12 protein-coding genes are annotated in these 12,292 nt (G+C 67.3%); 9 read left to right on the forward strand and 3 right to left on the reverse strand.

Going from position 1 to position 12,292, the window contains the following annotated elements; genetic code table 11:
* The first annotated feature begins 12 nt into the window (after positions 1-12).
* Genes FOF45_RS03020 through FOF45_RS03040 form a run of 5 tightly spaced genes read left to right on the forward strand, consistent with a single transcriptional unit; the run spans position 13 to position 4,476 of the window.
* Positions 13-774, forward strand: coding sequence for a class I SAM-dependent methyltransferase (locus FOF45_RS03020; protein WP_158982542.1), 762 nt, complete (start codon positions 13-15; stop codon positions 772-774).
* Positions 771-1,373 carry an HAD-IB family phosphatase gene (locus tag FOF45_RS03025; RefSeq protein WP_158982543.1) on the forward strand — a complete coding sequence of 201 codons (603 nt, stop codon included), beginning with the start codon at positions 771-773 and terminating at the stop codon, positions 1,371-1,373. The genes FOF45_RS03020 and FOF45_RS03025 overlap by 4 nt, the downstream gene beginning before the upstream one ends.
* Complete coding sequence (locus tag FOF45_RS03030) at positions 1,349-2,014, forward strand: NTP transferase domain-containing protein (RefSeq protein WP_158982544.1); 666 nt, start codon at positions 1,349-1,351, stop codon at positions 2,012-2,014. The genes FOF45_RS03025 and FOF45_RS03030 overlap by 25 nt, the downstream gene beginning before the upstream one ends.
* A 20-nt stretch (positions 2,015-2,034) precedes the next feature.
* Positions 2,035-3,510: a hypothetical protein gene (locus FOF45_RS03035; RefSeq protein ID WP_158982545.1), complete on the forward strand. Its 1,476-nt coding sequence runs from the start codon at positions 2,035-2,037 to the stop codon at positions 3,508-3,510.
* A gap of 9 nt (positions 3,511-3,519) precedes the next feature.
* Positions 3,520-4,476 carry a glycosyltransferase family 2 protein gene (locus FOF45_RS03040; RefSeq protein ID WP_158982546.1) on the forward strand — a complete coding sequence of 319 codons (957 nt, stop codon included), beginning with the start codon at positions 3,520-3,522 and terminating at the stop codon, positions 4,474-4,476.
* A 1-nt stretch (position 4,477) separates the two neighbouring features.
* Here the strand turns inward: FOF45_RS03040 and FOF45_RS03045 are convergent, their stop codons facing one another.
* Both FOF45_RS03045 and FOF45_RS03050 read right to left on the reverse strand, forming a co-directional pair.
* The gene (locus FOF45_RS03045) at positions 4,478-5,698 is read right to left on the reverse strand and encodes a glycosyltransferase (RefSeq protein WP_158982547.1); all 1,221 of its coding nucleotides are present in this window, start codon (positions 5,696-5,698) and stop codon (positions 4,478-4,480) included.
* 13 nt (positions 5,699-5,711) lie between these two features.
* Positions 5,712-6,566 (reverse strand): glycosyltransferase family 2 protein, encoded by an 855-nt coding sequence (locus tag FOF45_RS03050; RefSeq protein ID WP_158982548.1) that lies wholly within the window; start codon positions 6,564-6,566, stop codon positions 5,712-5,714.
* Between the two features lie 174 nt (positions 6,567-6,740).
* Here FOF45_RS03050 and pilB point away from each other — a divergent pair, with 174 nt between their 5' ends.
* Genes pilB through coaE form a run of 4 tightly spaced genes read left to right on the forward strand, consistent with a single transcriptional unit; the run spans position 6,741 to position 11,265 of the window.
* Positions 6,741-8,462 carry a type IV-A pilus assembly ATPase PilB gene (gene pilB / locus FOF45_RS03055; protein ID WP_158982549.1) on the forward strand — a complete coding sequence of 574 codons (1,722 nt, stop codon included), beginning with the start codon at positions 6,741-6,743 and terminating at the stop codon, positions 8,460-8,462.
* Between the two features lie 3 nt (positions 8,463-8,465).
* A complete protein-coding gene (locus FOF45_RS03060) occupies positions 8,466-9,722 on the forward strand; it encodes a type II secretion system F family protein (RefSeq protein WP_158982550.1) in 1,257 nt (418 codons plus the stop codon).
* Between the two features lie 27 nt (positions 9,723-9,749).
* A complete protein-coding gene (locus FOF45_RS03065; RefSeq protein ID WP_158982551.1) occupies positions 9,750-10,613 on the forward strand; it encodes a prepilin peptidase in 864 nt (287 codons plus the stop codon).
* A 37-nt stretch (positions 10,614-10,650) separates the two neighbouring features.
* A complete protein-coding gene (gene coaE / locus FOF45_RS03070) occupies positions 10,651-11,265 on the forward strand; it encodes a dephospho-CoA kinase (protein WP_158982552.1) in 615 nt (204 codons plus the stop codon).
* 12 nt (positions 11,266-11,277) lie between these two features.
* Here the strand turns inward: coaE and FOF45_RS03075 are convergent, their stop codons facing one another.
* Positions 11,278-12,282 (reverse strand): Nudix family hydrolase, encoded by a 1,005-nt coding sequence (locus FOF45_RS03075; RefSeq protein ID WP_158982553.1) that lies wholly within the window; start codon positions 12,280-12,282, stop codon positions 11,278-11,280.
* Positions 12,283-12,292 lie beyond the last annotated feature (10 nt).

The following is a 12,292-nucleotide window of genomic DNA, read 5'->3' on the forward strand; positions in this document are numbered from 1 at the left end:
CGGTCGACTTTCATGGCACGAATCCCCACCCGCCCCGGCACGCAAGGGCAACCCGAGATCGACCGGGACGCCGTGCTCGCGTTCTTCGAGCAGCGCGCGGAGAAGATCGAACGCCTCGGGCCGGTGCGCGCGGTGATCTACCAGGACAAGCATCCCGACCTCGCCGAACACCGCGACATCGCGGAGAAACTCGCGATCGCACCGCTGCTGGCACTGGACGGACGCCAGCGCGTGGTCGACATCGGCTGCGGCACCGGCCGCTGGGCGCGCACGATCGCCGCCGAATGCGCGCACTACCACGGTTGCGATGCGAGCCGCGGGTTGGTCGAACACGCGCAACGCGCGCACGAAGACCTCGCACACGTGCGTTTCTCCGTCGCGCTCGCCGACCAGGTTTCGCTGTCCGCGCTGGATGAAACGATCCCGTTCGACCGGTTGCTGTGCTCGGGCGTGCTGATCTATCTCAACGACGACGAACTCGCCGCCGCGCTGGCCGCGTTCGGGTCGCTGATGGCGCCGGCATCGCGCATCGTGTTCCGCGAACCGATGGGCATGGGCGAACGGCTCACCATCCAGGACCACTACTCCGACGACATGGACCAGGTCTACAACGCGATCTACCGCACGCAGGACGAACTGGTCGAGGCGATGCGCGCACCGCTGCTGGAGCGCGGCTTCCGCATCGCCGGCAGCGGCGACGTCTACGCCGATGCCTCGCTGAACAACCGCGCCGAGACGCGGCAGCGCTGGCTGGTGCTGGAGCGCGACGCATGAGGACGGCCTACTGCTTCGACCTGGACGGCACCGTCACCACCACCGAGATCCTTCCTTCCATCGCGTCCGAAGCGGGCATCGCCGAAGAGATCGCAACGCTCACGCGGATCACGATGGACGGGCTGATCTCGTTCACCGATTCGATGCGCCTGCGCACGCTGATCCTCGGCCAGATCCCGGTGCCGCGCGTGCACGAGATCATCGCGCAGATCCCGTTGGACGCACACCTGCAGCGCTTCATCGCCGAACGTTCCGACGACTGCTTCATCGTCACCGGCAATCTCGACATCTGGATCCAGCCGCTGCTCGACCGGCTTGGCTGCCGTTCGTTCACGTCGAACGCGCGCCTCAACGGCAGCCGGCTCGTGCTCGATCACATCCTCGACAAGGGCGATGCGGTCAAGCGCATCCGTTCCGAGCTGGGTTTCGAACGCATCATCGCCGTCGGCGACGGCGCCAACGACGTCCCGATGCTGCGCGAAGCGGACATCGGCATGGCGTTCGGCGGCGTGCACAGCCCCACCGCATCGGCGGTCGGCGCGGCCGACTTCGTCGTACACAATGGAGAGGTGCTATGCAGCCTGTTGAAGGCGCTGTAATCGCCGCGGCGGGCCTGGGTTCGCGCCTCGGCCTCGGGCTGCCCAAGGCCATGCTCGAGATCGGCAACAAGACCATCCTCTCGCGCCTGATCGAAACCATCGAGCCGGTGGTGCCGCGCATCCACGTCGTCGTCGGCTACCGCGAGGAGCTGGTGATCGAGCACGTCGCGCGCTGGCATCGCAACGTTGTCATCGTGCGCAATCCCGACTACCGCACCACCAACACCGCGTGGAGCATGGCGATGGGCGCGCGCGGCATCCCGGGCAAGACGATCTTCATGGACGGCGACCTGGTGATCTCGCCCGAGTCGTTCTCGGCGTTCGTGGCGAAGGCCGCACGCACCGACGTGCTGGTCGGCGTGACCCGCGCCTCCAGCGAGCAGGCCGTATTCGTGCGGACGCATGCACGCAGCGCGGAGGACTTCGAGATCGACGAGTTCTCGCGCGAGGCGCGCTCTGAGTACGAGTGGGCCAATGTCGTGTCCGGGCCGTCGAACCTGATGGACAAGGTCAGCGGCTACGTGTACGAGCAGTTGCAGCCGCGCCTTCCGCTTCCCGCATTTGCGCTGGAGCTGTCGGAAGTCGATACCGCCGAAGACCTCGACCGTACGCGCGCGTTCACGCAGCGGCTGTCGGGCTGACGCATTCGGCGGGCCAACCCATGCACGACTCAGGCTCGCCGCATGACGCACCCGTGCGCGTGCTGTTCCTGTGCCAGCGCCCGGAGAGCTGGGTCAATGTACGCAGTGCGTGGCAGGCGATGCGCGACGATCCGCGCTTCGCTCCCGAACTGCTGGTGCTGCCGTACAACCACTCTTCGAAGGGCACGCAGCGCGCCAGCTGCTCCGCGATGCGTGTGCTCTTCGACGACCTTGGCCTGCCCTACCGCGATCCCGAACGCGACGGCTTCGAACTGCACGCGAACGCGTACGACATCGCGATCTTCAACGCGCCGTACGACCTGGAACGCCCACCGGCGTTCCACTTCGATCTCGTCGCGGCGAAGGTGCGGCACACGATCTACGTGCCCTACGGCCTCCCCGTCGGCGCGGGCGACAAGAACCGCAGCTACCAGTATGCGCAGCCGACGCAGATCCACGCGAGCAGCGTGATCGCGCGATCGCATTTCGAGAAAGCGCTGTACGCGCGGCACTGTCCCGCCGGCAGTGGCCACGTGCGTGTGCTCGGACTGCCGCGCATGGACGAACTGCATGGCATCGACCGCTTCGAAGTGGACCCCGCATTGCGCCAGGCGATCGGCGATCGCTTCACGGTGTTGTGGAACTCGCACTTCAGTTTCGGCCAACGCCACGCGAACGGGCTGTGCTATTCCAGTTTCGACGTGCTCGCGAGCGGTCTGTTCGGGTTTGCGGCCGACAATCCGGATATCGCGCTGGTATGGCGACCGCATCCGGGACTCTTCCCGGCGCTGTTCGACGAAGGCTTGCTGCAGCCGGACCGGCTCGCGCAGTTGCGCGACGAACTCGCCACGGCGGGCATCGTGCTCGACCAGCGCGCCGACCATCGCCATGCGTTCACCGCCTCGCACGTGCTGATGACCGATCCGGGCAGTTTCCTGATCGAGTATCTCGCCACCGGCAAGCCGCTCGCCTACCTGCACGCCGACGGCAGCGAGGGACTCAACGAGGAAGGCCTCGCCTTGCAGCGCGGAATCGATACCGTGCAGGACCCCGTCGATGCCGTGCGCTTCGTCGAACGCATGCGCCAGGCGCGCGGCACATCGCAGGAGCGATACCTGCATCTGCGCGAACGCTTCCTTCCGGGCATGGACGGCCATGCGGGCCGTCGTCTCGCCGATCACCTGCTCGACCTGATGCACGGCCGCGTGACGCAGGAACTTCCAGCACCCGCCGACGAAACGTCGATCGCGCGATTCGACGACCTCGACGAGGCCGCGTCTGTCCCGCCGGCTCGCAGGCTGGACGCAAGCCGCTACCCCACGCTCGCCGCGCTGTGCACAGAGCTTGATGCGCTGCACCGTCGCAAGCAGCAGCAACGTGCCGCACGCGGTGCCTGGCATGAAGCGAGCACATCGTTGCGGGCATCGTTGTCGGAAGCACTCAAGCGCCGCCCACGCCTGATGCGTCTGTTGCTTCGCGCGACCGGGCGCCTGTAGGGTCCGCGCATGACGCCCGAACGCATGTCGACGACGCCTTCGATCAGCGTGGTGATTCCGGTCTACCGCCGCGCCGCCCAGGCCTGCGCCACCATCGACGCGCTGCTCTCGCAGGCGCTACAGCAAAGCGACGTTGAAATCGTCGTCGTCGATGACGGTTCTGGCGACGGTACGGCGGAACGAATCGAAGCCACGTTCGGCAACCGCATCCGCCTGCTGCGCCTGGAGACGAACCGCGGACGCGCACAGGCACGCGGCCACGGCATCGCCCATTCGCGCGGCGAACGGATCGTGCTGATCGACTGCGACTGCGTGCCATCGACGCCGGACTACCTCGCGCGCTTGCGCGCGGCGCTCGACGACGGCGCCGTGGCGGCGACCGGGCCGATCCGTGGATTCGGTGACTCCTTCTGGGATCGCTACCAGCGTCTCGCATCGATGCGTCGCGCCGCGCAGGTTCGCGCGGGCGTCGGCGGCATCGGCAGCTCCGCAAACATGGCCTTCGTCAGGCGTGCGTACGAATCCTGCGGCGGCTTCGATTCGCGCTATCGGCACTACGGCTTCGAGGATCGCGATCTGCTGCTGCGGTTGTCCTCGCACGGCCGCGTGACATGGGTGCCGGAAGCAGAAGTCGCGCACATGGACGCACTGTCGATGGTCGAAGTCGGCGCCAAGATGCGCGAGGCCGGGCGCCACAGTGCGGCCATGTTCGAACGCGACCATCCGCAGGCTTACGTGGAGTCGGGCTACGCGACGCTCGATGCGCGGCGGCGTCCCGCGCTGCGTCCGCTGGCAGCGCTCAGCGCACCGCTGCTGTCGGGCCTTGCGCGCGCGGTCGATCGCATGACCGGATGGATGCTATTGCCGTTCGCCGTGCGTGCTCAGTTCGTGCGCATCGTCGGCGGCCTGCATTTCATGCAGGGGACGTGGCAGGCATCGCGCGACACCCGTCGCGACGAGCGCTGAGTCAGCGCATCGCTGAACGCAGCAGGTCGACGTAGCGCGCCGCGACCGCATCCCAGCCAAAACGCGCGACGAGCGTGGCACGTTGCGCCGGCGATATCGCATGAGTCGCCGGCGACGAGAGCACGTCGAGCACGCCGCGCGCGATCGCACCCGTGTCGCCAGGCATCACGCGCACGGCCGGTGTGCCATCCACCGCATCGCGCACGGTCGGCAGGTCGGAAACGACCACGGGACAGCCACAGGCCATCGCTTCGATCGTGACCAGCCCGAGGCCTTCCTGGTCGCCAGCGCGCAACTGCACCGACGGCGCGACCAGCACCGCAGCCCGACGGTAGTACGAAGGCAGCTCCGCCTGCGCGACCGGGCCAACGAAACGCACCTTGTCACCAAGCCCAAGGTCCTCGACCTGGGCACGCAACCGCGCCTCTTCCGGACCGAAGCCGACCACGGTGAGGAATGCATCGGGCCGTCGCGCGAGGATCGCCGGCATGGCATCGACGAGATGATGCAGACCCTTCACCTCCATAAGCCGGCCCACGAACAGGATCTCGTCGATGGAACGGGATTCGTCGCCGGGCACGAAGCGGGAGGTCATGTCCACACCCATCGGCGCGACATGGATCGGCGTGCGTTCACCGACCTGCGCGACGAGCGCATCGCGCATGCCGCGACTCACCACCGCCACGGCGGCGCTGGCGCCCACGACGAAACGGCGCATCGCGTCGAACACAGGCCCCTTCAGCGCGAACAGGTCCGACCCGTGCGAAGTAACGACAAGCGGGATGCGCCGCCACACCGTCCGGCGCAGGACCGCGCAGATCAGCCCCTGCGGCACCAGCCAGTGCGCGTGGATCGCGGCGACGCGACGTTGCCGCGTGATGCGCCATGCGGTCCACGCCTGCATCGCGAAGAAGCCGGGCAGCAGCGCGAACTTCCAGCGACTGCGGCGGAGATTGCCGACGATGCCACCGTCGTTCACCAGCGTTTCCGCGGCCGCCGGCGCGTAGCGGAAACGGTGCACGTCGACGCCGTCCATGCATTCGCGCGTCGCCGCACCGGGCGCGCTCGGCGCGACCACGACGACGTCGAAGTCGGCGGCGAGGCGGCGGCACAGTTCGTGGACGAAGCCGGGCTCGTGGTCGCCGACCCAGCGCGGATAGGTCGAGGTCAGCACGAGGAGCGTCGGCCGTTCGCCGGTCGGGCCGTCCTCAACGCGCGTCATGGCACCACGCCGGTCAGGGATCGCGACGGAACGTCAGCGCGGTGATCTGCTCCGACACCAGCCCGATCAGGAACACGATCACCGCCGCGCTGAAGAGCAGCACGCTCATGTTGGTGAAGCGGTGATAGACGAAGAACGTGTACGCGTAGTAGCCGCAGCCCAGCAGTGCGAACGTCAGCGAGGCCGGTACGAACAGCTTCAGCGGCGAGTACAGCGTCGCGATCTTGAAGATGATCAGCAGGAAGCGGATGCCGTCCTTGAGGGGACGGATGTGGCTGTTGCTACCCACGCGTCGCGCCACCGGGATCGGCACATAGGCCACCGGGTAGGCGCTGCGGAAGAACGCCATCGTGCTGGTGGTCGGATAGCTGAAGCCGTTGGGCAGCAGGTGCAGGAATTCGCGGAAACGCTCGGCACGGACCGCGCGGAAGCCGGAAGTCAGGTCGAGGATCGCGTGACCGGTCATCCAGCTCGCCAGCCGGTTGTAGAGCGCATTGGCAAAGCCGCGGTGCAGGTTGGCCTGGCCGGACCCGTCGCGGGCGCCCACGACCATGTCGTAGCCCTGCTCCAGCTTTTCCAGCAGCAGGCGGATGTGGGCCGGATCGTGCTGGCCGTCGGCATCCATGAATACGAGGATGTCGCCGCTGGCCGCGCGGGCGCCGCGCTTGATCGCCGCGCCATTGCCCATCGAGTACGGGGACGAGAGCACCCGGGCGCTATGCTCGGCGGCCACCGCGGCGGTGCGGTCGGTGGATCCGTCGTCCACCACGATGACTTCCGCCTGCGGCCATTGCGCGCGCAGCGCGGGCAGTGTCCGCACCAGCCCCTCGGCCTCGTTTTTTGCAGGCAGGACTACCGAAATTCGCATCTTTCCCCCTTTTTCACAGAGTAGGCGAAAAGGGGATCCCCCAGAAGGTGCAGGCGTCGCCGTTCCGCCTTAACAGGGCATGCGGCCACGGCCGAGTGCGCAAACGTGCGCCGCGTCCGCTCCAAGGCCGGAGGATTGCGGTACAGTCGAGACCGGGGAAATACAGGGGGTTACATGAGCACGGTCGCCACTGCCAATCTGGTGGGGATCACCGGCATTGCCCGGCGCTTGGTGCTGGACGGTGCGCTGGAGGACACGGTCGCCCGCCAGGCGCTGACCACGGCCACGGCGCAGAAGCAGCCCATCACCGCGTACCTGGCCGAAAAGCGCCTGGTCACGCCGGCGCAGCTGGCTGCGGCCAACTCGGTCGAATTCGGCGTGCCGCTGCTCGATGCCGCCGCCTTCGATCCGGCCCAGTCCGCGATCAAGCTGGTCAACGAAGCGCTGATCCGCAAACACACCGTGTTGCCGCTGTACAAGCGCGGCAACCGCCTGTTCATCGGCATCGCGGACCCGGCGAATTCGCAGGCGCTGGACGAGATCAAGTTCCAGACCAATTTCGCCATCGAGCCTATCCTGGTCGATGAGGACCGCCTGCGCCGCGCCATCGACCAGTGGCTCGAGGCCAGCGACAACCTCGCCGACACGATGGGCGACCAGGACGGTCTGGAGAATCTCGACGTCTCTGGCGGCGAGGATCTGTCCAACGACACCGGCGTTGACGTCAAGACCGACGACACCCCGGTGGTGAAGTTCGTCAACAAGGTGCTGGTGGACGCGATCCGCCGCGGCGCCTCGGACATCCACTTCGAACCCTACGAAACCGACTACCGCGTGCGCCTGCGCATCGACGGCCTGCTCAAGCAGGTGACGAAGGTGCCGCCGAACCTCTCCGCGCGCATCGCCGCGCGCCTGAAGGTGATGGCGCAGCTGGACATCGCCGAGAAACGCGTGCCGCAGGACGGCCGCATCAAGCTCAACATCTCCAAGACCAAGCAGGTCGACTTCCGCGTCAGCACCCTGCCCACGCTGTTCGGCGAGAAGGTGGTGCTGCGTATCCTCGACGGCTCGGCCGCGAAGCTGGGCATCGACAAGCTCGGCTACGAGGACGACCAGCGCACGCTCTACGAGGCGGCGCTGGCCAAGCCTTACGGCATGATCCTGGTGACCGGTCCCACCGGCTCGGGCAAGACGGTGTCGCTGTACACCGGCCTGAACATCCTCAACCAGGAGCAGCGCAACTGCTCCACGGTCGAGGACCCGGTCGAAATCCGCGTGCCCGGCATCAACCAGGTGCAGATGAACGCGAAGAAGGGCATGACCTTCGCCGCGGCGCTGCGCAGCTTCCTGCGACAGGACCCGGACGTGGTGATGGTCGGCGAAATCCGCGACCTGGAAACGGCCGAGATCGCGATCAAGGCCGCACAGACCGGCCACCTCGTGCTCTCCACGCTGCACACCAACGATGCTCCGCAGACCATCTCGCGTCTGATGAACATGGGCATCGCGCCGTACAACATCACCTCGTCGGTGACGCTGATCATCGCCCAGCGACTCGCGCGCCGCCTGCACGACTGCAAGCGCGAAGTGCACCTGCCGGAACACGCGCTCCTCGCCGAAGGCTTCACCCACGAGGAGATCGAGTCCGGGATGAAGATCTATGAGGCCGTCGGCTGTTCCGACTGCACCGAAGGCTACAAGGGCCGTACCGGCATCTACCAGGTGATGCCGATGACCGAGAAGATCCAGGCGATCGTGCTCGAGGGCGGCAACGCCCTGCAGATCGCCGAAGCCGCACTGGCGTCGGGCGTGCGCGACCTGCGCCAGTCCGCGCTGGTGAAGGTCAAGAACGGCGTCACCACCCTGGCCGAAATCAACCGCGTAACCAAGGACTAAACCATGTCCGCCACCCGCACCGCCGCCCGTCCCGCCAATCCCGTCCGTCGCGCCGACGCCCTCAACGTCTTCGTCTGGCAGGGCACGGACAAGCGCGGCAAGGTCATGAAGGGCGAACAGCAGGCGAAGAACGCCAACGCGCTGCGCGCCGAACTGCGCAAGCAGGGCATCCAGCCCAAGGTCGTCAAGCCCAAGACCAAGTCGATCTTCGGTGCCGCCGGCAAGCCGATCACCCCGCTCGAGATCGCGGTGTTCAGCCGCCAGATCGCGACGATGATGAAGTCCGGCGTACCGATCGTCGGCGCGATGGAGATCATCGCCAACGGCAACAAGAACCCGCGCATGTCGAAGCTGGTCAACACCGTGCGTGCCGACATCGAAAGCGGTTTGTCGCTGTACGAGGCGTTGAGCAGGCACCCGGTGCAGTTCGACGAGCTCTACCGCAACCTCGTCCGTGCCGGTGAAGCGGCCGGTGTGCTCGAGACCGTGCTCGACACGGTGGCGACGTACAAGGAAAACATCGAAGCCCTGAAGGGCAAGATCAAGAAGGCGATGTTCTACCCGGCGATGGTCGTCGCGGTGGCGCTGATCGTCAGCTCGATCCTGCTGATCTTCGTGGTGCCGCAGTTCGAGGAAGTGTTCAAGGGCTTCGGCGCCGACCTGCCCGCCTTCACCAAGCTCATCATCTCGGCCAGCGAATTCATGGTCGCGTACTGGTGGCTGGTGGGCGCGATCGTCGGCGGCACGATCACCGCATTCATCATGGCCAAGAAGCGCTCGGTCGCGTTCGCGCGCTTCCTCGACCGGATGCTGCTGAAGATCCCGGTCATCGGACAGATCATGCACAACTCCGCCATCGCCCGCTTCGCGCGCACGCTGGCGGTGACCTTCAAGGCGGGCGTGCCTCTGGTGGAGGCGCTGGACACGGTGGCCGGCGCGACCGGCAACGTGGTCTACGAAGACGCGGTGCGCAACATCCGCGACGACGTCGCGGTGGGCTACCCGGTCAACATGGCGATGAAGCAGGTCAACATCTTCCCGCACATGGTCACGCAGATGACCGCGATCGGCGAAGAAGCCGGTGCGCTGGATACCATGCTTTTCAAAGTCGCCGAGTTCTACGAGCAGGAAGTCAACAACGCGGTCGACGCACTGGCCAGCCTGCTGGAACCGCTGATCATGGTGTTCCTGGGCGTGATCGTCGGCGGCATGGTGGTGGCCATGTACCTGCCGATCTTCAAACTGGCCGCAGTGGTCTGACGCCGCCGCAGGATGCTTTAATTCCGCATGGCATTCCTCGATCAAAACCCCGCCATCGGTTTCCCGCTGGCGGCCGGATTCGGCCTGCTGGTCGGCAGCTTCCTCAACGTCGTCATCCTGCGGCTGCCCAAGCGCCTGGAATGGCAGTGGCGGCGCGACAGTCGCGAGGTGCTGGGCGAACCGGAGACCTACGACCCGCCACCGCCTGGCATCGTGGTGGAGCGGTCGCATTGTCCGCACTGCAAGCACCAGCTGTCGTGGTACGAGAACATCCCGGTGTTCAGCTACCTCGCGCTGCGCGGGAAATGCCGCAGCTGCAAGACGCCGATCTCGCCGCAGTACCCGCTGGTCGAGCTGCTGACGATGCTGCTCATGGTGGCGTGCGTGTGGCGTTTCGGCTTCGGCTGGCAGGGTTTCGGCGCGATCGTCTTCACCTGTTTCCTGATCGTGTTGTCGGGCATCGACCTGAAGACACAGCTGCTGCCGGACCAGCTCACCCTGCCGCTGATGTGGCTGGGCCTGATAGCGGCTTCCGACAACCTGTACTTCCCGGCCAAGCCGGCCCTGCTGGGCGCGGTCGCGGGCTATCTCAGCCTGTGGGTGGTGTGGTGGCTGTTCAAGCAGCTCACCGGCAAGGAAGGCATGGGCCACGGCGACTTCAAACTGCTTGCGGCCATCGGCGCGTGGACCGGCCTGAAGGGCATCCTGCCGACGATCCTGCTGTCGTCGGTGGTGGGCGCCATCGTCGGCTCGATCTGGCTGGCGGTGAAGGGTCGCGACCGCGCGACGCCGATTCCGTTCGGCCCCTACCTCGCCATCGCCGGCTGGATCGCCTTCTTCTGGGGCGACCGGATCATCGGCGCCTACATGCAGTATTCCGGCCTGAAGTGATTGTTCCGCGCCCGTGCGGCGCGGCTACCATGCCGGCATGAGCGAATTCATCATCGGCGTCACCGGCGGCGTGGCCTCTGGCAAGAGCGAAGTCACGCGCCGTTTCGAGGCACTGGGAATCGTCGTCGCCGATGCGGACCTGGCCGCGCGCGAAGCCGTCGCGCCCGGCTCGGAAGGACTGGCCGAGGTCGTCGCGCAATTCGGTCCGGACGTGCTCGCCGCCGACGGCGGCCTCGACCGAGCGGCGATGCGCCGCCACGTGTTCGGGAACGATGCCGAACGGCGCAGCCTCGAAGCCATCATCCATCCGCGCGTGCGCGCCGCGCTGCGCGATATCTGCGTGGCCGCGCCGGGTGCGTACGCCATCGCCGCGATCCCGCTGCTCGCCGAAGGCGGCGGCCGCGATGCCTATCCGTGGTTGTCGCGGATCCTCGTGGTCGACGTGCCGGCCGACGTGCAGCGCGCGCGGGTCATGGCCCGCGACCGCGTCGATGCGACGCTGGCGCAGCAGATGGTCGCCGCGCAGGCCACGCGCGACCAGCGCCTGGCCATCGCCGACGACATCGTCGTCAACACGGGCGCGATCGACGAACTCGACGCGCAGGTCGCGGCGTTGGACCGGCGTTACCGCGCCCTCGCCGCTTCGCACTGAGCCGGTACCGGTTCAGTCCGTCGGCCACAGCCCCCGGATCGCCGCGATGCCCTGCGCGCCGTGTGCGCGTGCCTCTTCGACATCGCCCGGCACCAGCCCGCCGATCGCGTAGATCGGCAGCGACACCGATTCGCGCAGCGCGGCGAACGCGTCCCAGCCGATTCCCGCGATGCCGGGGTGGCTCGGCGTCGGACGGATCGTGCCGAGCACGACGAAATCGCATCCCAGCGCCTGTGCGGCGCTCAGGTCGTCGCGGTCATGACAGGACGCGGCGAAGGGCACGTCGGCCGACAGCGGGCGTTCGCGCAACGCATGCAACCGCGCCGCGGGCATGTGCAGGCCGATGCCCAGTTCCTGTGCAAGGTCGAGGTCGGCGTTCACCAGCACATCGGCCCCGGCGTGCCGACACAGGCGCGCCGCAGCCTCGACGAGGATGCGCCAGCGCGAAGGATCCAGTCCGGGCGCGCGCAGGTGCACGCGGCGCACGCCGCTTTCCAGCGCCCTCGCGAGCCGGGCCAGCCATTCCGCGTCGTCCGCGCCCGGCATCGGCGTGACCAGGTAATGCGCCGGCTGCAGCAGCGCGGCTACCACCGGACGATCGGCCGGTGGCATCGCATAGCTCGGCAGCTTCTGCGGCGGCACCCACACCAGCGCCTGCCCTTCCCGGCCGCGCGCGTGGCCATGCCAGCTGGCGATGGTGCGCACGTCCAGACGCAGGCGCTTGTCGGGATAGGCCTGCGGCACGTTGATCAGCGGCGCGCCGATCTCGACGTCGATGCCGAGTTCTTCGTGGAGTTCGCGGGCGAGCGCCGCTTCGGCGGATTCGCCAGGCTCGCGCTTGCCGCCGGGGAATTCCCATAGCCCGGCAAGGTCGCGACCTTCGGTGCGTCGCGCCAGCAGGACGCGGCCACGCGCGTCGCGGATGACGCCGGCCACGACTTCCACCGTGCGCGATACCGCGGGCGGCGGCAGGACGGTCGAAGTCGGCAGCGGGGGTTCCGATGAAGCGGAGGGCATCAACGCGCCT

Origin of the sequence: Lysobacter panacisoli (genome assembly GCF_009765165.1) — a bacterium.
Classification (GTDB): domain Bacteria; phylum Pseudomonadota; class Gammaproteobacteria; order Xanthomonadales; family Xanthomonadaceae; genus Lysobacter_J; species Lysobacter_J panacisoli.